This window comes from Paenarthrobacter sp. YAF11_1, from assembly GCF_052113445.1.
Taxonomy (GTDB): Bacteria; Actinomycetota; Actinomycetes; order Actinomycetales; family Micrococcaceae; genus Arthrobacter.
This window is the reverse complement of sequence record NZ_JBFRDF010000013.1, coordinates 16,482-41,366: the sequence shown is the minus strand read 5'-3', so window position 1 is coordinate 41,366 and position 24,885 is coordinate 16,482. Positions and strand designations below refer to the sequence as shown.

Here is a 24,885-nt window from a genome sequence, read left to right as displayed (position 1 = left end):
CTGAGGATCGGATCAGGTGGCGAGTGGTCGTTTGCGTTCCAAGAGGCCGCTGAGCAGGGCCACGCCCAGGCCCAGAATGGCCAGTACCGCGCCTACAAGCGCGGGCGCTACGTAGCCCCAACCCCACGCGATCACGGTGCCACCCAGGAAGGCTCCGAGGGCGTTGGCGATATTCAGGGCCGAGTGGTTCAGCGACGACGCCAGGGATGCGGCTCCCGGGGCAGCGTCCAGAAGCCGGGTCTGCAGTGCGGGGGCCAGCATCGAACCGACGCCTCCCACAACGAACGCCATGATGAACGCCGCCCATGCCCAGTGCGCCGCAATGGCGTAGACCACCAGGGCTACGGCGATGCCCGGCATGACCCAGTAGATGGTGCCCATGACGGATTTGTCGGCGATGCGTCCGCCCACGATGTTGCCCACCACCATGCCTAGGCCGTAGAGGGCCACGACAGCTGGAATCAGGCTCTCGGGGATTCCAGCCACCGAGGTCATGGTGTGGGCAATGTAGGTATAAACGGCAAAGAATCCGCCGAAGCCGATGATGCCGATGAGCAAGGCCAGCCACACCTGCAGGCGCTTGAGGGCACCAAGTTCACGACGGATGCTGGCGTCCGGGTGGGCTGCTTCGAAGGGCACGAACTTCCACACCATGGCAACGGTCACGAGCCCGATGGCACCAACAATGATGAAGAGAAGCCGCCAGCCAAAGGTTTGTCCCACCCAGGTGGCCAAGGGCACGCCGATAACGTTGGAAACTGTGAGGCCGGCCATCACCATGGAGATCGCCCACCCGCGCTTGGTTGGAGCAACGAGCCCGGCGGCGATGACGGCGGCCACGCCGAAGAAGGCCCCGTGCGGAAGTCCCGAGGCGAAGCGGGAGAGCAGCATGAAGCCGTAGTCGGGTGCGATGAAGGATGTCAGGTTCGCCAGTGAAAGGAACAGCATGAGTCCCAAGGCGAGGTGCTTCTTGGGGAGCTTTGCCCCGAAGGCGGCGAAGATCGGTGCGCCGATGACCACGCCAAGGGCGTAGGCCGAGATCAGGTTTCCTGCCTCGGGTGTGCTGATGCCGAGTCCCTCCTCCACTTCCTTCAGGAGGCCCATCATGGCGAACTCGGTGGTACCTATGGCGAACCCGCCCATGGCCAGCGCCAGAATGGCCAGGCCAAGGTGGCGCCTTGTTGCTTTAACGGCGGTGGGCGGGGACACAGTGGTAGTCATAAACCTATTTCTTGAGGGTGCCTTGCGGGCTGGGGGAATGTGGAGAAAATCCGATATCAAGTTTAGTCCCGTGGCTTGTCCTTGACGCAGGAATGTGACGATGCCCATCAAACGGCCGCCCCTAGACTGGGGGAGTGACTGCACTGATAAACGTTGTTGGCGCTGCGATCGTCGACTCCCTCGAAGCACCCACCCGCCTTCTTGCTGCGCGCCGCTCAGCACCACCGCAGTTTGCCGGTATGTGGGAATTTCCCGGGGGCAAGGTGGAAGCCGGGGAGACTGCCGAGGCAGCCCTGCACCGCGAATTGGCCGAAGAGCTTGGCATTGAGGTTCAGCTGGGACACGAGTTGGAGTCAGGTCAACCGGAAGGGTGGGTCCTGAACGAACGGGCCGCCATGCGGGTCTGGTTTGCGGAACTGACAGCCGGCGAGCCCGCTCCGCTGGAAGACCACGACGAACTGCGGTGGGTGTCACTGCTGGGCGGCGACGAGGCTCTGAGCCTTCCCTGGATCCCGGCGGACTTCCCCATTGTCAGGGCTCTGCTGGACCGCGTAGTCGCACCTGCTTAAGAGGGTCAGCTTAGAACAGTGGCTGCTGTCCAGGAAGTGTGCCTGCGCCCACTTCAGGGGCAGAAGATTCCCGCGCCGGGCGGGCGTTGCGGTGGCTGAATCCTGAGGTCCGGGTGTAGCCGTACTTCGCTTTGAAGTGGGTGATGCGGCCGGTCAGCCAGGTGCTGTATTCCTTGGATACGTAAGAGCCTTGGCCGTAGAGGCGGCGGTACTTGCCTGCGAGTTCGGGGTGCTGGGCCGCCAGCCACTGCATGTACCACTCCCGCGTTCCTGGCTTCAGGTACAGCGCTCCGGCGGTGACGCCAGTGGCGCCGGCTTTGGCGAGTTCGCTGAACAAGGAATCGAGGGCCTCGTCAGAGTCCGTCAGCCACGGCAGGATGGGCATCGCCATGACGCCGCAACCCAGTCCAGCATCCCGGAGCCGGGAAATCAGTTTGAGCCGCGCCCTGGGCGAAGGGGTGYCGGGTTCCACAAGCTCAGCGAGATCTTCATTGGTCATGGCGAGCGAGATTCCGAGGTCCACTGGCACCATGGTGGCAGCGTGCTTGAGCAGGGGGATGTCCCTCGCCAGCAGGGTGCCCTTGGTCAGGATGGAGAATGGTGTGCCCGAGTCCGCCAGTGCCCGGATGATTCCGGGCATCAGGGCGTAGCGGCCTTCGGCGCGTTGGTAGGGATCGGTGTTGGTCCCCAAGGCCACCTGATGCCGTTCCCAGGACGGTTTGGCGAGTTCCCTGCGGAGGACTTCGGCTGCATTGATCTTGACCACCACTTGGGAATCGAAGTCACGCCCGGCGTCGAACTCCAGGTAAGTATGGCTTTTGCGGGCAAAGCAGTAGACGCACGCGTGGCTGCAGCCGCGGTAAGGGTTTACCGTCCACTCAAACGGCATGGCAGAACCCGAAGGCACCTTGTTGAGCACTGACTTTGCGGTGACCTCATGGAAGGTGACTCCGGAGAATTCGGGTGTTGAGATGGAACGCACCAGCCCGGCCAGCGGCAGCAAGGCATCCATGGCCGGGGCAGGGCCTGGAGCTGACATGCCGCCATCGTCGGACGCCGGCCCACGGTTGGGTGAAAGTGCTTGTGCGTCCCATCTCATGGACTCCATTCGAAGGTATGTTCGAATAAATGTCAAGGACCCCCACAGCGAATTGCCACAAGCCGCGGGCTGGGCGTTGCTAAGGTTGGCCCATGATTCTGCTGACTGGCTTCGAACCGTTCGGCCGGGACGATGTCAATCCGTCCTGGCTCGCCGTGCGCCGCGCACAGGACATCCTCCGGGCTGAAGGCCTGGCCGTCGAAGCCCGGGAATTGCCGTGCGTTTTTGGCGAGTCAGCCCAAACACTCAGCGAGGCAATAGCCACCACTAGGCCAGCGCTCGTGATCTGTGTGGGCCTGGCTGGCGGACGCGCACGGATATCCCTGGAACGAGTGGCGATCAACTGCGATGACGCCCGGATCCCCGACAACAAGGGCCAGAAGCCTGTGGACGAGGAAGTGGTCCCCGGCGGCCCGGCAGCGTACTTCTCCACCTTGCCCATCAAGGCTGCGTTGCGGGACCTCCAGATTGCTGGAATCAAGGGCGAAGTTTCGCAGTCGGCAGGAACCTATGTGTGCAACCACCTTTTCTACGCCTTGATGCACCTGCTGGCATCGAGCCCAACCATCCGCGGCGGCTTCGTGCACATCCCCTATCTCCCGGAACAGGTGTCCCCGGAAAGCGATACCCCGTCTATGCCCCTGGAATCCATGGCGGAGGGTCTTGCCGTCGTGGTACGGACGGCCTTACGGACGCAAGTGGACGCTGCCTTCAGTGCTGGCGCCCTCCACTAGAGAAGTTCCCATTCCACGGTGACGCTGGCCGTGACGGAGGACTCTCCGGCCTCAACAGGCATCGATTCAGCGGAGAACGATGCCCTGACCATCCCGCCCAAGGGGATGGGGGCGCCATGTGCGGGCTCCTGGGCAATGGATTTCACCTGCCCCAGCCGGGCAGAAGCCAGCGATGCGTACTGTTGTGCACGGGCCAGTGCGTCCAGCCACGCCGCTTCCTGTGCCTGTGCGGTCACCGAGGTTGAATCGGCGAAGCCTTGCTCGATCCCATTGATCCTGATGTCGTCGCCACCGGCCGCAACGGCGGCCCCGATGGCTGCCGGCGCGTCAGCGTGCGAGCGAATTCCCACCTGCAGGGTAGTGGATGCTACATATGCCGTGACCTTCTGGCCTTGTCCTTCCACCCACACCAGCTCCGCCCGAAGGTTCAGGCCGCTGGTCCGCAGGTCGACGTCGGTGACGCCGCCCTCGCGCAAACTGGCCGCGACAGCCCCGGCTGCCTGACCGGCGTCGTCATAGGCCTTGGCGGCAGTGTCCCGGCGCGTTTCCACGCCGAGCGTCAAAGTGACCATGTCCGGAACTGCTGCGGCGCTCGCAGTCCCCGTAACAGTGATGGTGCGTTTCATGAGGCCTCGATTCCGTTGCCGGCAGGTTTGTCCCGCCGATGGTGGTCAGTGTCAATGTATCCGCCGGCCGCGAGCCCCGCCTGGCGCTCGAAGAAGTTGTTCGACGCCGGGTTGCCGCTGCGGAGCATGGACCAGCCGGCGGCGATGCCGTAGAGGGCAAGGAACGGCAGGCCCAGGCAATAGGCGTATTGGGTGCTGTGCCGTTCCTCGTGCCCCAGCAGCACGGCATTGCTGCCTGCCATCCCGTGGGGTGCGCGGTACAGAATGACGTTGCCCAGCGTGAACGCCCCGGCGTGAGGGAGCTTCCAGCGATAACCAGCCGCGATCAGGAGTCCGCGCGGCCCGCGCGACACCGTGGTTCGGGATGCGACGGCGACCACCAGTCCCAGCGGCGTGGACAGGTTCGCGACATTGGCGAGCTGCCGTAAGCGTTGCGCGGGTGTCATGAGGCCAATGCTAGACCCGCCGTGTATGGCACGGCGCGGACGGCAAGGTTACGCTGATCGGGCACCCGCCGGTGCAGGGGGAACCACTATGGGGGAAGAGGATTAATGAACGCGAAACGCGCCATGGGCGTCATCGGTGTCCTGATCGCGGTGATGGTGGCTTTGACCGGTTGCGTCAAGCTCAACATGTCCGTCAAGGTCAACAACGAAAAAAGCGTGGACTACGAGGTTGTCTACGCCATTCAAAAAGCCGTACTGGGGGATAAGACCTTCGACGAGTTCATGGACTCGAACGGAAGCGGCGGCGAAATGGACATCCCCGAAGGTTCCACGGTGGTGGACTACGAGGACGAGAAGTACAAAGGCAAGCGCATCACCGCAGCCAATCTCGATCCTGCCAAGCTCGCAGAGTCCTCCAGTTCCGAAAATCCCTTCCAGTTGAAGAAGGAAGGCGATTTCTACGTCCTGACCATGGGTGGCGTGACGGGTGCCGACAATGGGGATCCGTCGGCGTCAAACATGGCAAAGTCCATGTTCGACGAAGCCTCCGTCAAGTTCACCTTCCCGGGCAAGGTTGTTGAGGCCCAGGGTGCCACTGTGGAGGGGAACACCGCGACGTTCGACATGTTGTCCGTGAAGGAATCAGTGGTCCAAGCCAAGGCCGAAGCCAATGCGGGCGTCCCGATGTGGATCATCTGGATCCTGGTGGCCGTGCTGGTGATCGCCGCTGGGTTGGTGCTCCTGTTCGTGCTGCTGCGCAGGAAGTCCGCGCAGCAAACGCCCGCGCTCGCAGGTGCTGCGCCCTACGCCCAACCGGCCGACGCGCTCCACCCAAGCGCCTACCCCCAGCAACCAACGCAGTCACCTCAAGCGGACTGGGCAGGGCAGGGCTACACCCCGGGGGCGCCGCCGGCCCAGGTGCCGCAGCAGCCTGTTCCCCAGCCCCCAACGCAGCAGCCGCCGGCGACGCCACCCGTCCAACGGTACGACGACGGTCAGTCGCCACCGCCGCCGCCGGCACCGCCCGCCTAGGGCCGGAGGGCACTCATGGCGACTTCCGTCGTCGTGCCGTTCACATAGCGGGACGCGCCTTGCTGGGTTAAATCCCGTCCGTGACGTTCAACTAGACTGGAGGGTAGTGCCTGCCGCCCGCGGCAAGCACTGCCCTTTCGTTTTGAAGGCCTGCCTTGCCGGCCGCTCCCTACTCGTAGCTAAGAACAGTAGATGACTGACACTTTGCCAGGCGCTGCCATCCCGAACCCGCTGGATGAAGCCGCTATCACCGCCGCCGTCGAGGACGCCATTGCCGCAATAGCGGCAGCCTCCTCCCTCGAAGAACTCAAGGCTGTCCGCCTCGCCCACACCGGCGAGAAGTCGCCATTGAGCCTGGCCAACCGTGAAATCGGTGGGCTCGCCAAGGAGCACAAGGCTGCGGCCGGCAAGCTCATGGGGTCCTCCCGTGGCCGCGTTAACCAGGCGCTCGCAGCCCGGACCGAGGTTCTGGAAGCAGAGAACGACGCCCGCATCCTGGTAGAAGAAACCGTGGATGTGACGGCCGCTCCGCGTCGTCGCCGGGCAGGTGCGCGCCACCCGCTGTCCACGTTGCAGGACCGCGTCTCGGACATCTTCGTTGGCATGGGCTGGGAAATCGCCGAAGGGCCCGAGGTGGAGTCCGAGTGGTTCAACTTCGATGCTTTGAACTTCAAGCCGGACCACCCTGCCCGCGAAATGCAGGACACGTTTTTCGTAGAGCCTCCTGAGGCGCACTTGCTGATGCGTACCCATACATCGCCCGTGCAGGTCCGCTCCATGCTGGAACGTGAAGTTCCCATCTACGTGCTGTGCCCCGGCAAGGTGTTCCGCACTGACGAACTCGATGCCACGCACACGCCTGTCTTCCACCAGTTCGAGGGCCTTGCGATTGACAAGAACCTGAGCATGGCGGACCTGCGCGGCACGTTGGAGCACTTCGCCCGCCAGATGTTCGGCGACGAAGCTTCCATCCGGCTGCGCCCCAACTACTTCCCGTTCACGGAGCCTTCCGCCGAACTGGACATCTGGCACCCGGGTGCCAAGGGCGGTCCCCGCTGGATCGAGTGGGGTGGCTGCGGCATGGTCAACCCCAACGTCCTCCGGGCGGCCGGGATCGATCCGGACATCTATTCAGGTTTTGCTTTCGGCATGGGCATCGAGCGCACGCTCATGTTCCGCAACGAGGTCGGCGATATGCGCGACATGATCGAAGGCGACGTACGTTTCAGCGAGCACTTCGGGATGGAGATCTAACAGTGCGTATCCCACTTTCCTGGCTGCGTGAATTCGCGCAGGTTCCGGCCGATGCTACGGCCGAAGACGTCATGGCTGACCTGGTCAAGGTTGGCTTTGAAGAAGAAGAAGTCCACCGTCCCACGGATGAACTGACCGGCCCTGTTGTGGTTGGCCAGGTTCTGAGCCTGGACAAGGAACCGCAGACCAACGGCAAGACCATCAACTGGTGCCAGGTCCGCGTCGTTCCCGAGGGTCAGGAGCAAACCCTCACCGGCAAGGGCATTGATCCTTCCGGCGTGCAGGGCATCATTTGTGGTGCGCACAACTTCGTTGAGGGCGACAAAGTGGTTGTCACCCTCCCCGGCGCAGTGCTGCCTGGAAACTTCCAGATCTCTGCGCGCAAAACCTACGGTCACCTGTCCGCGGGCATGATCGCTTCCGTCCGTGAGTTGGGCATAGGCGACGACCACGACGGCATTCTGGTCCTCTCAAGCATCGGCCTGGACCCGGAAATCGGCACCGACGCGATGGAACTCCTGGGTCTCTACGATCAGGCAGCGGAAATCAATGTCACCCCGGACCGCGGCTACGCCTTCTCCATCCGTGGCGTAGCGCGCGAGTACGCCCACGCCACCGGAACCACCTTTGTGGATCCGGCGTCGAAAGTCACGGCTCCGGCCACCCTGCAGGGTGGCTACGGCGTCAAGCTCAACGACGACGCTCCCATCTACGGCAGGCCGGGCTGCGATCGCTTCGTGGCCCGCACGGTCCGTGGTGTGGATGCTTCGCGTCCCACGCCGCCGTGGATGTCCGCCCGCCTTCGATTGGCCGGCGTTCGGTCCATCTCGCTTCCGGTTGATATCTCCAACTACGTGATGCTGGAGCTCGGCCAGCCGAACCACTGCTACGACCTCGACAAGCTCGCGGGCGACATCGTGGTGCGTCGTGCCGTGGCGGGGGAGAAGATCACCACCCTCGATGACAAGGAGCGCACGCTCGACGTCGAGGACCTGCTGATCACTGATGATTCGGGTGCCATCGGCATCGCCGGGGTCATGGGCGGTGCCCACACTGAGGTGTCCGATTCCACCACCAACATCCTGGTGGAAGCCGCCCACTTCGACGAAGTGTCGATCGCCCGTTCCCGCCGCCGCCACAAGCTGCCGTCCGAGGCTTCCAAGCGCTTCGAGCGCGGGGTGGATTGGCACGTCGCCAACATTGCCGCCCAGCGTGTGGTGGACCTCCTGGTGGAGCTCGCCGGTGGCACGGCAGATGAGGCCGGGACCGACGTCGGAACCGCTCCTGACGCGGTCACCATCGAACTGCCGGCAGAGTTCGCCGCTGCCCGGATCGGCATCGACTTCACTGAAGAGCAGATCACCACCTCGCTGGTGGACCTTGGGACCACCGTGGAGAAGACCGCCACTGGCTACCTGGTGACGGCTCCAAGCTGGCGCAACGATCTTGAAACCAAGGAAGACCTTTCCGAGGAAATCGCGCGGCTGGTGGGCTATGACAACATCCCGTCCACCCTTCCGGTGGCGCCTCCGGGCCGTGGCCTGAGCCGCAGCCAGCAGCAAAAGCGCCGGGTTGTCCAGGCGCTGGCTGATGCCGGACTTACCGAGGTGCTGTCCTACCCCTTCGTCTCCAAGGCAGCCAACGACACGTTCGGTGTTGCTGCTGAAGGAGCGGCGCGTCCGGCGTTGAAGCTGGCGAACCCGATCAGCGAAGAGCAAGGTTTCCTTCGCACGTCCATCCTGCCGGGCCTGATCGAGGTTGCCCGCCGTAATCACTCGCGCGGATTCCGCGATCTTGCACTTTATGAGGCCGGTTCGGTCTTCCTCCCGGGCGAAACGCTGGGCACGGATTCCATTCCGCCGCTGGGCGTCAAGCCTGCCGATGAGGTTCTGGACGGACTGTACGACGGCGTCCCGCACCAGCCGCTGCACATCGCCGCTGTTTTCACCGGCCATGATTCTCCTGCCGCGGCCACGCACACACCCCGTGCGTGGGACTGGGCTGATGCCTTGGACGTTGCCCGCCTCATTGCCGACGTGCTCGGTGTTGAACTGGTAGTCAGCCAGGGCAGTCACCAGGCCTTCCACCCGGGCCGCGCAGCCCAGCTCGCGCTGCGCAACGGAGATGTTGTTGGATACGCAGGTGAGCTTCACCCGAAGCTGCTGGCTGCACACGATATGCCTGCACGTTCAGTGGCGCTCGAGATCAACGTGGAAGCACTATTCGAGGCTGCTGCGGACGTGATTGTGGCCAAGCACATCTCCGGGTTCCCTGTAGCGACGCAGGACGTTGCCTTGGTTGTCCCGCAGGACGTGCCGGCGGACCAGGTCCTCTCGGCACTGCGTGAAGGTGCTGGCGAACTCCTCGAAGACGTCGCGTTGTTCGATGTCTACGTGGGTCCTGGCATCGAGGAAGGCAAGAAGTCACTGGCCTTCGGCCTCCGCTTCCGTGCGGATGACCGCACGCTGACGGCGGATGAGGCTTCCGAAGCCCGTGCCGCCGCCGTTGCTGTTGCCGCCGAGCGCTTCGGAGCCGTCCAGCGCTAGCACTCCGTTTATCGAGTGAATCCCCGGGACCTGATGGTTCCGGGGATTTTCTTTTTATTGAGATAGAGCTCCCAGCATCTTGACAGACCATTCACGCATGTATGACAGTTTTGTCATGCACATGTGAAACATGTGTATCACATCCCTCGCACGGTTCTCCTCTGAGCCGTCCCTTGAAAGGTACCCATGAAGAAGCAGAACGTTGCTTTGCTTGTTGGAGCTGCAGTGATGGCTCTGACGTCCTCGCTTGGTGGAGCCGCTGTCGCGTCAGAGTCGACGCCGCAAGTAGCCGCCGCCGAGGTCCAACCTGTTTCGCACACCGTGAACCCGTCGCAGGCTTCGGGATCCGCCGCGTCGCCGCTGGCAGACAAGTACACGATTGCCGCACCTTCCAAGAATGGCGGAGCGTCCACGGACTCAGTCATTGGTGCTGATGGCCGCGTCCGCATCACCAACACCACGGCGGCACCGAACAGGTCCATCGTTCAGATCGAGTTCAACGGCGGCTACATCTGCTCCGGTGCGTTGATTTCCGACGACACTGTGCTGACGGCGGGTCACTGTGTCCATGAGGGTGGAACAGGCTCCGAGGCCGACTACTCCTGGGGCGTCAAAGTAGCTCCCGGCCGGAACGGCTCTACCGACCCCTACGGCACCTGTGGTGCTACCAAGATTTACACCGATCAGCGGTGGATCGATTCTGCCAATACCAACGCTGACTGGGGCGTCATCAAGCTCGACTGCACCATCGGCAACACCACTGGCTGGTTGAACTACACCGGCACCACCGCCAGCCTGAATGGCACCAACGTGACCGTTCGTGGTTACCCGGGCGATAAGGCTTTCGGCACGATGTGGTCCATGACCGGCCCCATCGAGACCACCACCACGGAGAAGGTCTACTACAAGATGGACACCTACGGCGGGCAGAGCGGTGCACCCGTCTACAACAGCTCTAACACCATCATGGCCATCCACACCAACGGCGGAAGCTCCAACTCGGGCACCCGCATCACGCCCACGCTGGCGAACTACCTGACGTCGGTGAAGTAGCCCGCTTGGGTTAATCCAGCCAGCAGTGTTCCCCGCAGCAGATTCATGGCTGCGGGGACGCGTGCTTTGGCGCATAGAGGAGCCCGCCAAGCACAAGCTACATTTTGCAGGGGACAAAGTTCTCTATGGGGTAACGGGTGTGTGGATTGGCCCGCGGGCGACCTTCCCTTGGCTGACCACGTTCTTGGCTAGGCGCGACCCACCCCTGTTAGACTCGGGCGGTGAAAGCTGCCGCAATTTTGGCGTTTCCTCGCCGCTGCTTCAGGGCGCTCCTGTCATTGCAGGGGGTTGCATGAGTCGAAACTCATTTCCGTCCAACTCTCATTGTCACGGGTTCTCTACCGGAGGAGACTATGAGGCTACGGCATCCCATCTCGGACCGCCTGCGAGGCCACCCGGCTGCGGGGCCTCACAGTAGCTTGTAGTGGCCTGGTGGATCAATGAGTTCTATGACACCCATCGAAAAGGCCGCTCAGCGGTCACGCCATCTCTTGCCCTTGCTGACTATCGCACTGATTGGATGTCTCGGCGGGTGCGAGTATGAGTCCTACGACGAATCCCTGCCGTCTGCCAGTTCTCCGATGACGGAGGCTCGCACCGTCCCACCGCTGCCTGAGAATCGCGACCCTCGCACGGTCCCGCCGCTGCCGAAGAGTGGCGATATCGATGCCGGCACGTATCTAGTACCCGTCGACGGCTACAAGGAGCCTTTCGAGATCACCGTTCCAGGCGGCTGGTCTGCTCTCGACGGCAACAGCCTGGGCAAGGATGACCCGGAACACCCGGCTGAATGGGCCGTCCACCTGACTCTTGGGTCCGCGTTCTATGTGTCGATGGACGCATGCAACTGGAGGGGTGCCCTTGCCGATGTCGGTCCTGCGGACTGGGCCTTCACTAGGGCTATGGCGGCGCAATCGTCAACGGCAAGCACTCCTCCTGTCAAGATCATGGTGGGCGATTACCCCGGCTTCGAGTTCGACCATTCCGTCGAGGGCGACGTGGACATCCCGGCCTGCGACAGCGGCAAGTTCTGCATCCACTCAGAAATGATGTACCACTGCACACACTGGTACTCGACTCAGAATGAACACGAGACCTACCGGGTGGTCGACCTGAACGGCAAGCGGGCTGTCGTCGCGGTGGGCTATATCGACGAATCGATCAATCCGGAGCTGAAAAGAGAGGCGCGCGCCGTTTTCGACTCGATCGTGTTCGAGTCCTACAAAGTGACCAGCTGATCCGATAGGCGATCCCGCCCGCGGTCTCCGACTCCTTCTCTGAACTCACCCGGGTGTCTCATAGCCTCAGTGTCTCGAAAAGCTGGGGTTTCGAGGCGAGATCGAGCCGGCGCCGGAGGAGGATGCCTGCTGGTCCGCAATAGCCTTGGGAGAGTGATTCGAGGGCGACAAGCCGTGGAAGGGCGTTGCGCTTCTAGGATGGTGATACGACAAGGACTTGAGGGGGATGCATGACGCTGGGTCTGGTCTTCATAGGGATCGGCCTGGTGTGGCTGTTGTTTAGGAGACCAATCGCGCGCCGGCAGCACTGGATCAGCTCACAAATGATTGGCCGGAGAGGGGAGCACTCTGAATCCGAACCTCCGCATGAAGCCGGTGCGGAAGCAGATGGGGAGCGGGTCAGGGGCTTCGAGATGCTCGGAGTGTTCTTCTGTTCAGTGCTGATCGTGGGTGGTCTGCTGATTGTGGTGCTGACGCTGATCTTCAGGCCCCCATGGGCAGGGGAGTAGATGGGCGATCCGTTCTTAGGGCTCGTCGGCGCATTCCTCATACTTAGCGGCCTGGTGCTGTATCTGATGCGCAACTTGATGGCACGATCCGGCGTTGATGGTTGGGCGTGGTTGCCCGAGGGCACGCAGTTCAAGACGTATGAGTATCAACTCGTTCTGTCGAAGGTAGCGGCTGCTATTCCGGCAATGTCAGGGGTGGTCTTCTTAGGCGTTTTCCTGTGGCCAAGGTAGTGCGTCAGTTGGCGGGAGAACACCTTGACTGAGCCGGACGGGTTCAGGTTCCGCACCGAAGACGCGGACCTGCGCGAGGAGATCGATGAAGGCGTCAAGCGCTGGCATGACCGCGCTGTTGCCGCGGGCCAGGAGCGGGTCCTTGCCCGGACCAAGGACGGTGATCTCTACAGCTACCACTGGGACGAAATCACGTTCGGCGGTAAGTACGTGCCAATAGTTGAGTCAGTTTGGTCCATGACAATTTTCGCAGGGGTGATGGCCGCCATGACTCTTACAGCGCTGGTGGTCTACGTTCCGTTCTCAGCTTCGGACGGTCAATGGGGGCGGTTGTTGGTGCCAGCTGGCTTTGGTCTCTTCGATTGGCTTCTGGTCTTTTGGGCACGTCAGGACTGGGCTGCCCGGGCGCGGCGGGAGGAACGTGGTGTTCCTGAGCCAAAGACGGGCAAGAGGCCGGTGCAGATTGACTTCGGCTGGCCGCCACCACGAATGCGGGGACGGGGAGACGCTTCTCGTCTGTGAGCGTCAGCGAGTGATGCGGTTGCCGATCAAGGGTTGTCGGCACAAGCGCACAGGTGGAACACCGCCAGAGGGGTCAAGACGGGCGTTCATCGTGCTGTTGTGAAGACGGTCCAGAGCGAGCCGGCAACGAACATGACTCCCATCAGCATGTACATGAATCCCATGCCTTTGATGGTCGGTACGTCAGCAATCGTGAAACCATCCGGGGCGATGTTCTTGCTTTCCCTATAGAGAAGGGACCACGTTGTGGCGGTGTTCCTGATGTCCCTGAAGATGCAGAATCCCAGAGAAAACACTGACACTCCGGCCAACGTGATGGGGATCAAAACGGCCCAGAACGGCAACTTCAAGGCCGCCAGGATGAACGACAAAATGAAGAACGCAGGAAAACAGAGCATCAGTGCTTTGGCCGGCTGGGGCCACTCGACGTAGATCCGCCGCATGAGTCCAAGGTTCCTGATGATCACTCCTTAGTTCGTTGCCAGGAACTTAGGCAAGCTTTCCGGCGCCAGTACCAGCTCCGGAGAAGAAACCAGCAGCCCGGAAGCTACGCCTGTTTCTGCTCCGGTAGTTGCGTTCTGCCCGTCTCATAGTGAAGTTCGTCGCTGTTCTGCATAGTAAACAGCTTGTCGGCGACGAGCTGTGACAAAGCTTCGTTGCAGGACACAGCGAAGAACCGCGGAGACATGACATCAAGGATGCATCCGAGCTGGGCGAGTTCAGTAGCCAGCGGTTGCCAAGCATCCGGGTCGTCCGTTTTCAGCATGATACGGAAGGTGAAGTTCGATGCGTCGTGGTCGAGTCCTGTGGCAACGACGGCGTCCTCTTCTGAGTGCATGACCTTCACCCTGTCGCCAAAGTTAATGTCGTAGAGATACGCCGGCACTGCCAGAACAGTGGCTGTGCCGTTTGCTTCAACTCGGCCGCGAAGTCCTTCCCACATTTGCTCGGTCTCCGGTTCCGGAGGCAGCGCAAACCAGATGGTGTCAGGCGCTTCCAGGGCTTCGGGAAGCGGCTGGAAGGAGCCTTCGTGCCAACGCGCCACGACGCTGGGGTGTTGCCGATAGTCAGTCACCAGCTGAGACTACCGAATAAAGTTGAGCGATAAGCCAGCGGCGCGGGCGCCCTCGTGCGGAACGAATACACTGGGGCGAAATGGCCGGGGTCTTCTCGCTGAGATCAAGCGCCAGCACGTAGTTGTATCCCGCATCTAGAACAGGCAACGATCAATGACAATTGGCGACTGCGTTTCCCCGCCGACTGAGCTACATCTGCGGGATGGCCGCAAATGAAGCCGCCCGCACGCGAAACCTTGACGGTGATCTGGGACGCCGACGGCGGACAAGAGGAGATTCCGGGATTCATCGTTTATGGGCTGGTCGATCCGGAGCGTTGGGTTGAAAGGTCCTTCCCGCTCGGCTTGTGGTCTGCCGGAACGGATGCAGCAGAATCCCGTCTTTACGGTGAGTTCTGGGAAGTGAAACTTTGGGATGTAAGGGTCCAGGAGTTTTTGAGTGGGAAAGCCTGGACAACGGCCGTTCATGGGACGTTGCAGACGATCATCGATGCCGGATGCAGAGTGGCCTGGGTCAGCAGCGAGGGCTTTCCTTTTGTCGATCCGCCCTTCCTGTTTCTGCCGGAGCATATGTCCGGGAGTGTTCTCTCTGCCCTCACTTCTGATGGCGAATTCTTCTGCCCTCTGGACCCGAACCAGCCGATTCGAGCAATCTCAGATGATCAGTTGCTGCGATTACGTGTTCACGCGGATGGTCTCGCTGATGCCAACTCCTGATGCTCCACGTAGACCAATACTCTTGCGGGTGGCTGTAGGGATGGCCTCCGGGATGCCTGATGGTAGGTTCTGTTCATGAATGCCGAGAATGCCGCTCTGCCTCCGGGGTGGCACATGTCTGAGCAGCCCACAAGCCCGTTGCCTGCCGGTTGGTCAGTCAAAGGGTTTGAGGAGGAACTGTCGTGGCTAGGAGAAGACGTCGTCAACGCAGCTGGGACGGCCGTTCTTCCACCTGGTTGCGAAGACAGTGTCTGGATTCTCCACAATCAATACGTGTGTCCCGTGGGTGTTGATCCGGGTCTGCTCGCTGAGGAGGATAAAGGACCGATCTACCTTGTGGCCCCGCCGTCTGAGTTTGTCAGGATCAGGTGGAGCGAAGTGGCCAATATCAAGGGCGTTCCGCTGCGAGGGGCGTTCCGGGGGTTGGAAGTTCCTCCATGTTTTCGTTGGGACGCGATGCTGGGGTGGGATGAAGCCGGGCTTGTTCTGCCTGGTGCTGAATTTGTGTACCAACCCAAGGATGCGACCATCGGTCAGGTGGAGCTTGAAGCGCTTCTACCCCTGCTGCAATGCGCGACACAAACTCATCGGGCGGAAGGAATGTTCGCCTATGCGGATCGATTCGCGGACGACATATTGGGCCTGGTGGTCGGTGCCGAAGGAATCATCCTACGGCAATGCTTCTCCTTCGAACTCGACGCACTCCTGCCTGCACTGCTGGAACCAACTCTTCCCAACCACACGCCTGAGTTTTGGTGGCCGGAGGACCGGGCGTGGGCTGTTTGGACTGACTGGGATCTGCTGGGATCCAAGGTCTTCGGCAGTAAAGAACTGATCGAGACCCTCCGGCGGCACCCCGACCTCGAAACACTGGACTGGTTCCCGGTTCGACCAGACCGCCAAACACCCCTGGATCCTGTCAGGGAACAGCGAGCCTGAGTCGGGCTCGTGGACTGACCTGGCCGCCACAAAGAATGCCGGATAGGGAGATGCTTCTCGTCTGTGAGGGGGCTCCGGTGTTAGGGCGGTCGAATGTTGGTCGATTTCTCGCTGCGGTGGAGCGTCCAAAAATTCGTGGAGAATAGGCGGATGGACGGGGCATACGTTGTCGATTCAGTGACGAGCGAGACCGCGCCTTGGGTTCATGCGGCAACCCTGGAGCACGCTCAGTTCGTGCGCCAGGCGCTCAGAGGAGCTGACGTTCTGGTTGTCGACCTGAATGGATCCAAAATGCCCACCCTGGATCAGCTCTTCGCAGAGTACAAGCAGAATTTTTCATTTCCGGACTACTTCGGTGGGAACTGGAGCGCCTTTGACGAGTGCCTGAAAGACGTGGAGTGGCGCCCTGCATGACGGTATTTGACCATCATCAGCCACGGTACGTCTGCTGCTCTGCACATTCTCTGGACAGCACCAAACTCACCTGCTGAAAGGGGAAAGCTGAGGGTGTCGTCGGTAGACAAAAGCCGGCTTAGATGTCCGTAATCGGACTTTTCTCTGTACAGAATGCCGCGGGGGTTGCCTCGGCAGCGTGAGTCTTGCAGATACCCGATTTGGGCATGGACACGGGGCGATGGCAGAGTCGTTTGAAGCCTCACAGAAGGGGAAATCCACCCATAGCTGTTGCGATATTGGGCTGGGGACTTAGCCGTGAGAGGAGGGCATGATGCAGAATCCGGTGCTTGACCTGCGGAGGCTCGATGAGACGCCCGGCGCAGGTGACCCGCTTGAACTGCTCGGCCAGCTGGCCCTCGAGCGCGCTCTTCGCTTCGCCAACCCCGCAGACCGTGAAGAGTTCATTGCAGGGCGGGTGGCCTTGCTGGACTTTGCCGCTGCGCTCCTCGAAGTGGATCCTGCTCGCCTCGTCCCTTCCTATCACTGCCCGCAGTGCGGCCCCGGCCAGGACCATGGTCGCCCTGGGTTCACGCTCGACGGCGGCCCTGCACCTCTGGCGCTCAGCGCCTCCAGAGCGTCGGGCTGGGTGCTGCTGGCCGGCGTCGTGCATCCAGCGGATGGCCTGCGGCTGGGCGTGGACCTTGAATCGGTCAGCGGGGTTGGCTTTGACGGCTTCGACGACGTCGCGCTGACCGAAACCGAGAAGCATTTCCTGGCGTCACTTCCGGAGCGTGAACAGACCAAACAGAGAGCGCGCCTGTGGGCGCGCAAAGAGGCGTGGCTGAAGATGACGGGGGAGGGCCTCAGGCGTAGCCCCGCGGAGCTGGAGGTGCTGGACCTGCCCGGCCTGCGCGATGTCACGGAAAGGGCACTGCCTGACGATTTGGTCGCAGCCCTGGCCCTCGGCTAACGCGCTGAAGGCAGAGGAGGAAGCCCAGCCTCGTAGAGCCATGGCCGGAGAATCAAGGCGCAATCAAAGCCCGGAATGAACGAATCCGCGGCCTCAATGAACGCGTCCGTGGACACGGAGCTGTGCCGGTTGCTGGCAGTCCAGTGCTGCAGGAAGCCAAAGAACGCCTCATCCCCGGCCGCCATCCGCACCGCATGCACGGCAAGGGCTCCCCGCTTATAGACGCGGTCATCAAACATCAACTCGGGACCGGGGTCGCCCACCAACAAGTCCTGCGGCCCGGCGTCGAGCCTCTTCCATGCAGCCGTTGCCCGCGCAGCAACAGTCATGGTCCGGGATTCTTCGGACCACAGCCACTCTGCGTAGCAGGCGAAACCTTCATGGAGCCAGATGTCTTTCCAACTGCTCAAGGTCAGTGAGTTGCCAAACCACTGGTGGGACAGCTCGTGGGCGATCAGGCGCTGCGCATCCCAGGATTCGCGCATGTGGTTTCGGCCGAAGATGGAGACAGTCTGGGCTTCCAACGGGATTTCCAGTTCGTCTTCAGTGACTACCGACGTGTAATCCGTGAACGGGTAGGGGCCAAAGCAATCCTCGAAGGTCCGCATCATGTCGGGCTGGCGTCGCAGGCCTTGAAGAGCATCCACCGCCATCTCGGGCGTGACTGCTACGAACTGCGGCACCCGATGATGGGTGTCGTCAACGTGCAAGGGAACTTTGACGTACCGGCCAATCTGCACCGTAGCAAGGTAGGTGGCCATGGGTTCAGCTTGTTCGTAGACCCAGGTCTCCCTGCTGGACTTGCGGGAGTGGGAGATCAAGGTGCCGTTGCACACCGGGCGGTAATTATCGTCGGTGGTCACGGAGATGAGGAAGCTGGACTTGAAGCGGGGATGGTCGTTGCAGGGGAACCATGACGCCGCACCATTGGGCTGGCCGGCCACCAGGACGCCGTCGTTCAGTTCTTCCCACCCCACGTCACCCCACAGGCCGCGCCGCGGCTGGGGATTGCCGTCATAGCGGATCTCCAAGGAGAACTGCTGACCTGACTTGAGCGGGGACGCGGGGGCAAGCACCAGATGCTCTGCCCGGTGGCTGAACTTCTGGAGCTTCTTGCCGTCGAACTGAACTTTGCTTGYCCGCAGGCCCACCAAATCCAGGACGATCTGCGGCGTGGATTCCAAGGCAGTGCATCGCAGGACCGCTTTGCCGATCAGCTTGTTGCTGCCCAGCCTGACATCGAGGTCCAACTCGTACCGGTCCACACGGTAGCTGGTGCTGCCGTGGTCCAAAGTGTAGGGGTCGGCGTCGGTTTTGGGGGTGGGGATTGGTGCGGCCATATCCGTCCAATCTACTTGAGGCGCGGCGCTTGTGCTGACGGACCCACCCACGGGCTCACCGGGTTGCCCATCCAGTACGTTCCGGCCGGCACTGTCTCACCACGCATAACCAACGACGCCGGACCAACAGTTCCGCCGTCGCCGATGCTGGCGGCGGGGAGGATGACGCCGTGCGGACCCATGGTGGCTCCGTTACCGAGCGTCACTGTGTCCAGGCTCATCACGCGGTCGTGGAACAGGTGCGTCTGAACGACGCAGCCACGGTTGACGGTGGAGTTCTCACCGAGCGTCACGAGGTCAGCTTCGGGCAGCCAATAGCTTTCACACCAGGTTCCACGGCCGATCTTCGCTCCGAGGCCGCGAAGCCACCACACCAAGGCCGGAGTTCCGGCGGCGGAGCGGGCAAACCACGGAGCGCTCACCATCTCGATAAAGGTGTCCACTACCTCGTTGCGCCAAATGAACGAGCTCCACAGGGGGTGTTCGCCTGAACGGATGGTGCCCACCAGAACCCATTTGGCCACGATGGAGCTGAGTGCTGCTGCTGCGCCTGCTGCCAGCATCACCACGCCACCCAGGACTGCCGCGAGCCAGTAACCCCATCCACGTGCGATCCAATCCAGAACCAGCATCACGCTGACGGCGATAGCCACTGTGAGGATGACCGGTATCAGGCGGCACAGTTCCCAGAGCGCCCTCGCGATCTTCAGCTTGAGGGCCGGGCGGAAGGTGCGGGTCTGATCGGCATCGACGGCGGTGCGGCGCAACCTGACAGGCGGACTGCCAAGCCACGAGGTGCCGGACTTTGCTTTGGCGGGCGTGGCAGACAGCACTGCTACGAGGGAATTCTTGGGCACGTTCCGTCCCGCGGCGGTCATGCCTGAGTTGCCCAGGAAGGAGCGCTTGCCGATCTTGGCCGGCGCGATTTTCATCCAGCCGCCACCCAGTTCGTAGGAGGCCACCATGGTGTCGTCAGCCAGGAAGGCGCCATCGCCGATGGTGGTCATTTTCGGAACCAGCAGGACGGTTGAGGCTTCCACGTTTTTCCCGACCTTGGCTCCCAGAAGGCGCAGCCAGATCGGGGTAAAGAGGCTTGCGTACACCGGGAAAAGAAGGTCCCGTGCCATGTCCAGGAGTCGTTCGGTAGCCCAAACCTGCCACCCGATACGGCTGCGCACCCGGTAGTAACCCTCTTTCAGTCCCAAGCCGAGGAGCCTGGCAACAATCAGAATCAGCACCAGGTTGCCCAAGAACCACACGAGGGCAGCCAGGGGAACGGCCAGGGCAATCTGTGGAAGAGCTGTCTCCAACGACTCGTGGCCTTGGATGAACGCCAGGACCACCAGGGCGCCGGCGAACGCCGAAACATAGGGGATAAGAGCCAGCAAAGCCGAAGCGCTGGCAAAGGCGGAGAACCAGAGCCGGTCAACCACGGGCCGCCTGGTGATTGTTTCCGGCCATTCGTGCTTGGCTTTTCCGCGGCGCTCCGCGGGGGAGCCGGCCACAAGGTGTCCGGCTTTCACTTTGCCCAGCACAGCGGATCCAGCGTCGACATGAGCGCCCGCGCCGATGGTGGCTCCGGGCATCAGGGTGCTTCGGGCGCCCACTACTGCACCGGCTCCCACGTGGATCTGGCCGATGTGGACGGAATCACCGTCAACCCACCAGCCGGAAAGGTCCACTTCGGGCTCGATGTTGGCTCCGCTGCCCAAGGACAGGAGACCGGTGACCGGCGGCAGCGAGTGCAGGTGGACGTCCTTGCCGATCTTGGCTCCGAGGGCCCGTGCGTAGTAAGGGACGAATGGGGCGCTGGCAAGACCGATGGCGCCCGACAGGTCTTGTATTTGCTCGGCCAGCCACAGTCGCAGATGGGTCTTGCCTGAACGCGGGTAGGTGCCGGGTTGGATCCTGCCAAGCAGCACCTTGGCTGCAACCACTGAGATCGCCATCCGGCCCAAGGGGCTGACAAAGATCAGCCATGACGCCGCGATCCACCACCACGACACCACGGGTGCGGCGGCAAATCCGGCGAAGTCTGCCAGCAGCCTGTTGGCGGCCATGAGGTAGGTAAGCCAACGCATTCCCACCAGGATGTGCAATGGCACGCCCATCAGGACCTGGAATATCTGCGACTTCAACGCGGTAGGGCGGACAGTGCGCTCAGCAGCGGGTCCCGCCACGCCGCCGTCGGGGAGTGATTGCCGGGCGGCATCGATCAAGGCACCGACGCGCGGCGTGGCATAGATGTCTGCCACGGTGATGGTGGGGTAGCGGACGCGAAGGGCGGAAACGAGTTGGGCCGCAGCCAAGGAACCGCCACCGTAGGCGAAGAAATCGGCGTCGAGTGAACTCACCGGACTGCCCAGCACCGCCTCCCACTGCTCAACCACCCAACGGGCGTCATCGGGCAGGTTCAGCGGGGCGTTCCCGGCCTCGGTGGCGCCGGCTCCCGCCAGCGGCCAAGGCAATGCGTGACGGTCGACTTTTCCGCTGGTCTTGGTGGGGAGCGAATCCACCACGGTCAGCAGGGGGATTAGGGCGGCCGGAAGGCTTTCGCCCAACAGGCGGCGTGCCTCGTCCATGGACACGTCATGGCCGTCAACGGGGGCTAGGTATCCAACAAGGATCTGGTTGCCGGCGGCCGTGGTCTGCACTGCTGCAGCCGCGCCGGCGACACCAGGCAAAGACTGCAGTGCTGCATCCACCTCGCCCAGTTCGATCCGGCGTCCTCCGAGTTTGACCTGTTCGTCGGCACGGCCCATGAAGATCAGGCCTTCGGCTTCGAAGCGCACCAGGTCACCCGATCGGTAGGCCCGGTCCCATCCCAGCGTTGCCATCGGAGCGTACTTCTCGGCATCTTTGGCAGGATCGAGGTAGCGGGCCAGCCCCACACCTCCGATGATCAGTTCACCGATCTCACCTTCGGCTACCGGGACGCCTTGGGGATCGACGACGGCGAGGTCCCAGCCGTCCAGTGGCAGGCCGATCCGGACGGGGCCGGGTCCGCCCAAGGGAGCGGCGCAGGCAACGACGGTAGCCTCTGTGGGCCCGTAGGTGTTCCATACTTCACGGCCGTCCACTGCCAAGCGTTCAGCGAGTTCGGGCGGGCATGCTTCGCCGCCGAAGATCAGCAGGCGGACATTTTCGAGGGCTTCGGCAGGCCACAGCGCGGCAAGGGTGGGGACGGTGGAGACAACCGTGATGCCGTGGTTGATGAGCCAGGGACCCAGGTCCATTCCGGTTCGAACAAGGGCTCGCGGTGCCGGTACCAGGCAAGCACCGTGGCGCCAGGCAAGCCACATTTCCTCGCAGGAAGCGTCGAAGGCCACCGAAAGGCCGGCCAACACCCGGTCCTGGGGTCCAATGGGCTCGGCTTGAAGGAAGATCCGGGCCTCGGCGTCAACAAACGCGGCCGAGGAGCGGTGTTGGACAGCAACGCCCTTGGGGGTTCCTGTGGATCCCGAGGTGAAGATGATCCAGGAGTCGTCCTCCAAGCCGGGGGTGGAAGGCAAGGAGACGGGTTCCCGTGCATCGCCGGAAAGGTGGATGTCCAGGCCCGCAGCGATGATGGCGCCCACCTTGGCTTCGCCAAAAACCAAGCGGGCGCGTTCGTCGGGGTCGTCAGCATCCACTGGAACGTAGGCAGCCCCGGCCATAAGGATTCCCAGGATGGCAATGTAGAGCTCGTTGGTGCCGGACGGGATCCGGACGCCGATCTTGTCGCCGCGGCCAAGACCGGCAGCATTGAGCTGGGCAGAAAATCCGCGGACAGCCTTGAGGAGATCGGTATAGCTCAAGGACTGGTGCCCGTCGTCCAGCGCCGAGGCCTCAGGGAATGATGATGCGGTTTCTGTCAGGATGTCAACGAGGGTGCGCTCGGCCGGGGCGGCGGCGCCTCCCGGTAGCTGGGGGCGGTATGTGGTCAAGGCAGGCGTATGCCCGGCCCCCAAAGGATGTTCTGTGCTCACGTTCGTCAGCTTTCCGCAGAAAGATGAACAAAAGGTGTCCGGCGTTTCCCGCGCGTCAGACTTTGTTGCACTGTTGTTTGCCTGCAGGTCACTGGCTGTTGGGAACCGGGCATGGGCAGTTTAGGGAACCAGCAGGACTTTGCCGGTGGTACGGCGGCCTTCGAGGTCCCTGTGCGCTTGGGCTGCTTCCGCCAGTGGGTACGTTGCGCCCACCCTGACAGCGAGGGTGCCGTTGGCGGCGGCGTCGAAAATCTCGGCCGAGCGCCACCTGCGTTCCTGCGCGTTCTGCACAAAGTGCCCCATGGTGGGCCTGGTCAGTGTGAGTGATCCGGCTGCATTCAAACGCTGGGGATCGAAGGGCGGCACGGGCCCGGATGCAGCGCCGAAAAGCACCATGGCGCCGCGGATGCGCAGGCTCTTCAGGGAATCGTCAAACGTGTCCTTGCCAACGCCGTCGTACACCACGTTGACGCCTTGGCCGTCAGTGAGTTCGCGGACCTTGTCAGCGAATCCGTCGTAGCGGAGTACCTCGTCGGCGCCGGCAAGAGTGGATAGATCGGCCTTTTCGTCCGAGGACACGGTAGTGATCACACGGGCTCCGCGGGCCTTCAGCAGTTGCGTCAACAGCAGGCCAACGCCACCTGCGCCTGCGTGAAGCAGAACGGTGTGGCCCGGCTCAACCCGGAACGATGAGTTCATCAGGTAATGGGCGGTGATGCCCTGCAGCGGCAGGGCTGCGGCGGTGTGATCGTCGACGCCGTCAGGAACCGGAAGTGCCTTGCCCGCCTCCACCACGGCGTACTCTGCGTACGTCCTGGACCCCTCGGCCGTGGCAACCCGGTCACCAACGGAAAATTCTTCGACACCTTCGCCAACGGCCTCCACCGTGCCGGCGGCCTCAGCGCCCGGGGTGAAGGGGTATTCCACCTTGTAGGTGCCGCCGCGTTGGTAGGTCTCAATGAAATTGACCCCGGCAGCTGCGACCTTGATCAACAGCTGGCCGGGGCCAGGTTTCGGTGTTTCCACAGATGCGTACTCGAGGACCTCAGGTCCTCCGGGCTGCTGTGCAACGATGGCGTGCGTCATGGTGGCTCCTCACTCCGGGGCGGTCCTTCCGGTGCCCGGTTTCAGATTCCATCCTAGGGAAGTTGGGGCTTCCCTTGTTGAACGCCTAGAAGCGTCCGTGCGTCGAAGCTACCGGGCAGTCGAAGCCGCGGCCTGCTGCAAGGCCCACATCATTGAGGTATCTGACCACGATGCCGTAGGACTGCATCAGTGTGGTTTCGGTATAGGTAATGGAGTGCTTGGCGCAGAACTCGCGCACGATCTTTGTGGCCTTGTACAAATGCGGGCGAGCCATGTCTGGGAACAAGTGGTGCTCCACCTGGCGGTTGAGTCCACCCAGGAGGAAGTCCATGAAGAGGCCACCGGAGATATTCCGCGAGGTCAGGATCTGGCGGTTGAGGAAGTCAACGCGGCTGTCCTTGGGGAGAACGGGCATGCCCTTGTGGTTCGGGGCGAACGAGGCTCCCATGTAGAAGCCGTAAACCATGATCTGGACACCCAGGAAGGCGAACGCCATGCCGATGGGCAGGAAGGTGAAAGCCAGAACCGGGAGGGCGGCAAGCCTGGTCACGAGGATGGGCGTCTCCACCCAGCGGTGACGTACTTTCTGCTTGCCGAAGACAAAGCGAAGGGAGTCGAACTGCAGGCTCAGGCCCAGGAGCGTCAGGAGCGGGAAGAAGAACCAGCCCTGCTTCTTGGTGAGGAAAGCCAGGCGGCCCTTACGTTCGGCTGCAGCGTCCTCGTAAAATACCAAGGCGTTGTTGCGGATGTCAGGGTCCTTGGAGATGACGTTGGGGTGATTGTGGTGGGCACCATGCTTCTGTTCCCACCAGGAGTAGCTGATGCCGGCAACGCCGGTGGCCAGGAGGCGGGCGGACCAATCGTTGGCGCGCCGTGAAGCGAAGATCTGCTTGTGACCTGCCTCGTGGGCAAGAAAGCTAAGCTGCGTGCACAGGATGCCCACGGCGGCGGCGATCAGGAGCTGGTACCAGGAATCGCCGATCAGTGCGAAGCCGAGCCAGGTGCCGGCCATGAGCAGTACCAAGGCCACGAAGACCCAGATGTAGAAGCCGCTGCGGCGTTCAAGGAGTCCGGCTGCCTTGACGCTCTTGAGGAGCTCTGAATAGCTCTGGACGACGGGATTTGGTTGAATTGCGCGAGCTTTGGGGCGCTCAGCGGTGGACGTGGGTGACATAAATGTGCCCCGTATCGCTAACGGGCAACGCTGCAGCCGACGTTCGGACTGCACGGTCTGGATCACCCTCCACTAAGCATACGGCCAATCTCCAAAATAATGAGACTGCTCACAACGGCATGCATAAATATCGGACAGCA

At 62.2% G+C, this 24,885-nt stretch carries 24 protein-coding genes; 14 read left to right on the top strand and 10 right to left on the bottom strand.

Annotation, left to right across the window (positions count from 1 at the left end):
* Positions 1–12 precede the first annotated feature (12 nt).
* Positions 13–1,221 (bottom strand): MFS transporter, encoded by a 1,209-nt coding sequence (locus AB4Y77_RS17975; RefSeq protein ID WP_442014874.1) that lies wholly within the window; start codon positions 1,219–1,221, stop codon positions 13–15.
* Between the two features lie 134 nt (positions 1,222–1,355).
* On the opposite strand from AB4Y77_RS17975, the gene AB4Y77_RS17970 reads away from it, so the two are divergent.
* A complete protein-coding gene (locus tag AB4Y77_RS17970) occupies positions 1,356–1,790 on the top strand; it encodes a (deoxy)nucleoside triphosphate pyrophosphohydrolase (RefSeq protein WP_311214260.1) in 435 nt (144 codons plus the stop codon).
* Between the two features lie 10 nt (positions 1,791–1,800).
* Here AB4Y77_RS17970 and AB4Y77_RS17965 read toward each other — a convergent pair whose 3' ends face one another.
* On the bottom strand, positions 1,801–2,889 hold the full coding sequence (locus tag AB4Y77_RS17965; RefSeq protein WP_442014873.1) for an Rv2578c family radical SAM protein: 1,089 nt from the start codon (positions 2,887–2,889) through the stop codon (positions 1,801–1,803).
* Between the two features lie 92 nt (positions 2,890–2,981).
* Here AB4Y77_RS17965 and pcp point away from each other — a divergent pair, with 92 nt between their 5' ends.
* Positions 2,982–3,623, top strand: coding sequence for a pyroglutamyl-peptidase I (gene pcp, locus AB4Y77_RS17960; RefSeq protein ID WP_311214262.1), 642 nt, complete (start codon positions 2,982–2,984; stop codon positions 3,621–3,623).
* Here pcp and AB4Y77_RS17955 read toward each other — a convergent pair.
* Together AB4Y77_RS17955 and AB4Y77_RS17950 are read right to left on the bottom strand one after the other, a co-directional pair.
* Positions 3,620–4,249 carry an SIMPL domain-containing protein gene (locus AB4Y77_RS17955; RefSeq protein ID WP_442014872.1) on the bottom strand — a complete coding sequence of 210 codons (630 nt, stop codon included), beginning with the start codon at positions 4,247–4,249 and terminating at the stop codon, positions 3,620–3,622. The two genes, pcp and AB4Y77_RS17955, sit on opposite strands and share 4 nt — an antisense overlap.
* Positions 4,246–4,695: a hypothetical protein gene (locus tag AB4Y77_RS17950; protein WP_442014871.1), complete on the bottom strand. Its 450-nt coding sequence runs from the start codon at positions 4,693–4,695 to the stop codon at positions 4,246–4,248. The genes AB4Y77_RS17955 and AB4Y77_RS17950 overlap by 4 nt, the downstream gene beginning before the upstream one ends.
* A gap of 105 nt (positions 4,696–4,800) precedes the next feature.
* On the opposite strand from AB4Y77_RS17950, the gene AB4Y77_RS17945 reads away from it, so the two are divergent.
* The 8 genes from AB4Y77_RS17945 (at position 4,801) to AB4Y77_RS17910 (ending at position 13,080) form a co-directional block, all read left to right on the top strand.
* A complete protein-coding gene (locus AB4Y77_RS17945; protein ID WP_442014870.1) occupies positions 4,801–5,727 on the top strand; it encodes an LppM family (lipo)protein in 927 nt (308 codons plus the stop codon).
* Positions 5,728–5,919: 192 nt separating this feature from the next.
* A complete protein-coding gene (gene pheS / locus AB4Y77_RS17940; RefSeq protein ID WP_311214266.1) occupies positions 5,920–6,981 on the top strand; it encodes a phenylalanine--tRNA ligase subunit alpha in 1,062 nt (353 codons plus the stop codon).
* Positions 6,982–6,983: 2 nt separating this feature from the next.
* Entirely contained in the window at positions 6,984–9,527 is a 2,544-nt protein-coding gene (gene pheT, locus AB4Y77_RS17935; RefSeq protein ID WP_442014869.1) for a phenylalanine--tRNA ligase subunit beta, read from the top strand.
* A 186-nt stretch (positions 9,528–9,713) separates the two neighbouring features.
* Positions 9,714–10,580, top strand: coding sequence for a trypsin-like serine peptidase (locus AB4Y77_RS17930; protein WP_442014868.1), 867 nt, complete (start codon positions 9,714–9,716; stop codon positions 10,578–10,580).
* Positions 10,581–11,020: 440 nt separating this feature from the next.
* Positions 11,021–11,818, top strand: coding sequence for a hypothetical protein (locus AB4Y77_RS17925; RefSeq protein ID WP_442014867.1), 798 nt, complete (start codon positions 11,021–11,023; stop codon positions 11,816–11,818).
* A gap of 230 nt (positions 11,819–12,048) precedes the next feature.
* On the top strand, positions 12,049–12,327 hold the full coding sequence (locus AB4Y77_RS17920; protein WP_442014866.1) for a hypothetical protein: 279 nt from the start codon (positions 12,049–12,051) through the stop codon (positions 12,325–12,327).
* A complete protein-coding gene (locus tag AB4Y77_RS17915; protein WP_442014865.1) occupies positions 12,328–12,558 on the top strand; it encodes a hypothetical protein in 231 nt (76 codons plus the stop codon). It abuts the gene before it with no gap.
* A 24-nt stretch (positions 12,559–12,582) separates the two neighbouring features.
* Positions 12,583–13,080 (top strand): hypothetical protein, encoded by a 498-nt coding sequence (locus AB4Y77_RS17910; protein WP_442014864.1) that lies wholly within the window; start codon positions 12,583–12,585, stop codon positions 13,078–13,080.
* Positions 13,081–13,166: 86 nt separating this feature from the next.
* On the opposite strand, the gene AB4Y77_RS17905 is transcribed toward AB4Y77_RS17910, so the two are convergent.
* Positions 13,167–13,547, bottom strand: a complete 381-nt coding sequence (locus AB4Y77_RS17905; protein WP_442014863.1) for a hypothetical protein — start codon at positions 13,545–13,547, stop codon at positions 13,167–13,169.
* Between the two features lie 80 nt (positions 13,548–13,627).
* Positions 13,628–14,155 carry a DUF4265 domain-containing protein gene (locus tag AB4Y77_RS17900; RefSeq protein ID WP_442014862.1) on the bottom strand — a complete coding sequence of 176 codons (528 nt, stop codon included), beginning with the start codon at positions 14,153–14,155 and terminating at the stop codon, positions 13,628–13,630.
* A 213-nt stretch (positions 14,156–14,368) separates the two neighbouring features.
* On the opposite strand from AB4Y77_RS17900, the gene AB4Y77_RS17895 reads away from it, so the two are divergent.
* From AB4Y77_RS17895 to AB4Y77_RS17880, 4 genes are all read left to right on the top strand, one after another.
* On the top strand, positions 14,369–14,872 hold the full coding sequence (locus tag AB4Y77_RS17895; RefSeq protein ID WP_442014861.1) for a hypothetical protein: 504 nt from the start codon (positions 14,369–14,371) through the stop codon (positions 14,870–14,872).
* Positions 14,873–15,472: 600 nt separating this feature from the next.
* Positions 15,473–15,811, top strand: a complete 339-nt coding sequence (locus AB4Y77_RS17890) for a hypothetical protein (RefSeq protein ID WP_442014860.1) — start codon at positions 15,473–15,475, stop codon at positions 15,809–15,811.
* A gap of 93 nt (positions 15,812–15,904) precedes the next feature.
* Positions 15,905–16,225, top strand: a complete 321-nt coding sequence (locus AB4Y77_RS17885; RefSeq protein WP_442014859.1) for a barstar family protein — start codon at positions 15,905–15,907, stop codon at positions 16,223–16,225.
* 310 nt (positions 16,226–16,535) lie between these two features.
* Positions 16,536–17,177, top strand: a complete 642-nt coding sequence (locus AB4Y77_RS17880; RefSeq protein ID WP_442014858.1) for a 4'-phosphopantetheinyl transferase family protein — start codon at positions 16,536–16,538, stop codon at positions 17,175–17,177.
* On the opposite strand, the gene AB4Y77_RS17875 is transcribed toward AB4Y77_RS17880, so the two are convergent.
* The 4 genes from AB4Y77_RS17875 to AB4Y77_RS17860 all read right to left on the bottom strand — a co-directional run bounded on the left by AB4Y77_RS17875 (position 17,174) and on the right by AB4Y77_RS17860 (position 24,745).
* Positions 17,174–18,517: a M1 family metallopeptidase gene (locus AB4Y77_RS17875; protein WP_442014857.1), complete on the bottom strand. Its 1,344-nt coding sequence runs from the start codon at positions 18,515–18,517 to the stop codon at positions 17,174–17,176. The genes AB4Y77_RS17880 and AB4Y77_RS17875 overlap by 4 nt on opposite strands.
* Before the next feature lie 11 nt (positions 18,518–18,528).
* A complete protein-coding gene (locus tag AB4Y77_RS17870; protein ID WP_442014856.1) occupies positions 18,529–22,485 on the bottom strand; it encodes a Pls/PosA family non-ribosomal peptide synthetase in 3,957 nt (1,318 codons plus the stop codon).
* A 120-nt stretch (positions 22,486–22,605) separates the two neighbouring features.
* Positions 22,606–23,571 (bottom strand): quinone oxidoreductase family protein, encoded by a 966-nt coding sequence (locus AB4Y77_RS17865; RefSeq protein ID WP_442014855.1) that lies wholly within the window; start codon positions 23,569–23,571, stop codon positions 22,606–22,608.
* An 85-nt stretch (positions 23,572–23,656) separates the two neighbouring features.
* Positions 23,657–24,745 carry a fatty acid desaturase family protein gene (locus tag AB4Y77_RS17860; protein ID WP_311214279.1) on the bottom strand — a complete coding sequence of 363 codons (1,089 nt, stop codon included), beginning with the start codon at positions 24,743–24,745 and terminating at the stop codon, positions 23,657–23,659.
* Positions 24,746–24,885 lie beyond the last annotated feature (140 nt).

What these genes read in the sequence shown, in the direction of transcription:
- AB4Y77_RS17975 (WP_442014874.1), bottom strand. Translation starts at nt 1,221, where the DNA reads ATGACTACCACTGTGTCCCCGCCCACCGCCGTTAAAGCAACAAGGCGC.
- pcp (WP_311214262.1), top strand. Translation starts at nt 2,982, where the DNA reads ATGATTCTGCTGACTGGCTTCGAACCGTTCGGCCGGGACGATGTCAAT.
- AB4Y77_RS17955 (WP_442014872.1), bottom strand. Translation starts at nt 4,249, where the DNA reads ATGAAACGCACCATCACTGTTACGGGGACTGCGAGCGCCGCAGCAGTT.
- AB4Y77_RS17950 (WP_442014871.1), bottom strand. Translation starts at nt 4,695, where the DNA reads ATGACACCCGCGCAACGCTTACGGCAGCTCGCCAATGTCGCGAACCTG.
- AB4Y77_RS17945 (WP_442014870.1), top strand. Translation starts at nt 4,801, where the DNA reads ATGAACGCGAAACGCGCCATGGGCGTCATCGGTGTCCTGATCGCGGTG.
- pheS (WP_311214266.1), top strand. Translation starts at nt 5,920, where the DNA reads ATGACTGACACTTTGCCAGGCGCTGCCATCCCGAACCCGCTGGATGAA.
- AB4Y77_RS17930 (WP_442014868.1), top strand. Translation starts at nt 9,714, where the DNA reads ATGAAGAAGCAGAACGTTGCTTTGCTTGTTGGAGCTGCAGTGATGGCT.
- AB4Y77_RS17925 (WP_442014867.1), top strand. Translation starts at nt 11,021, where the DNA reads ATGAGTTCTATGACACCCATCGAAAAGGCCGCTCAGCGGTCACGCCAT.
- AB4Y77_RS17920 (WP_442014866.1), top strand. Translation starts at nt 12,049, where the DNA reads ATGACGCTGGGTCTGGTCTTCATAGGGATCGGCCTGGTGTGGCTGTTG.
- AB4Y77_RS17915 (WP_442014865.1), top strand. Translation starts at nt 12,328, where the DNA reads ATGGGCGATCCGTTCTTAGGGCTCGTCGGCGCATTCCTCATACTTAGC.
- AB4Y77_RS17895 (WP_442014861.1), top strand. Translation starts at nt 14,369, where the DNA reads ATGAAGCCGCCCGCACGCGAAACCTTGACGGTGATCTGGGACGCCGAC.
- AB4Y77_RS17890 (WP_442014860.1), top strand. Translation starts at nt 15,473, where the DNA reads ATGTTCGCCTATGCGGATCGATTCGCGGACGACATATTGGGCCTGGTG.
- AB4Y77_RS17885 (WP_442014859.1), top strand. Translation starts at nt 15,905, where the DNA reads ATGTTGGTCGATTTCTCGCTGCGGTGGAGCGTCCAAAAATTCGTGGAG.
- AB4Y77_RS17880 (WP_442014858.1), top strand. Translation starts at nt 16,536, where the DNA reads ATGATGCAGAATCCGGTGCTTGACCTGCGGAGGCTCGATGAGACGCCC.
- AB4Y77_RS17865 (WP_442014855.1), bottom strand. Translation starts at nt 23,571, where the DNA reads ATGACGCACGCCATCGTTGCACAGCAGCCCGGAGGACCTGAGGTCCTC.
- AB4Y77_RS17860 (WP_311214279.1), bottom strand. Translation starts at nt 24,745, where the DNA reads ATGTCACCCACGTCCACCGCTGAGCGCCCCAAAGCTCGCGCAATTCAA.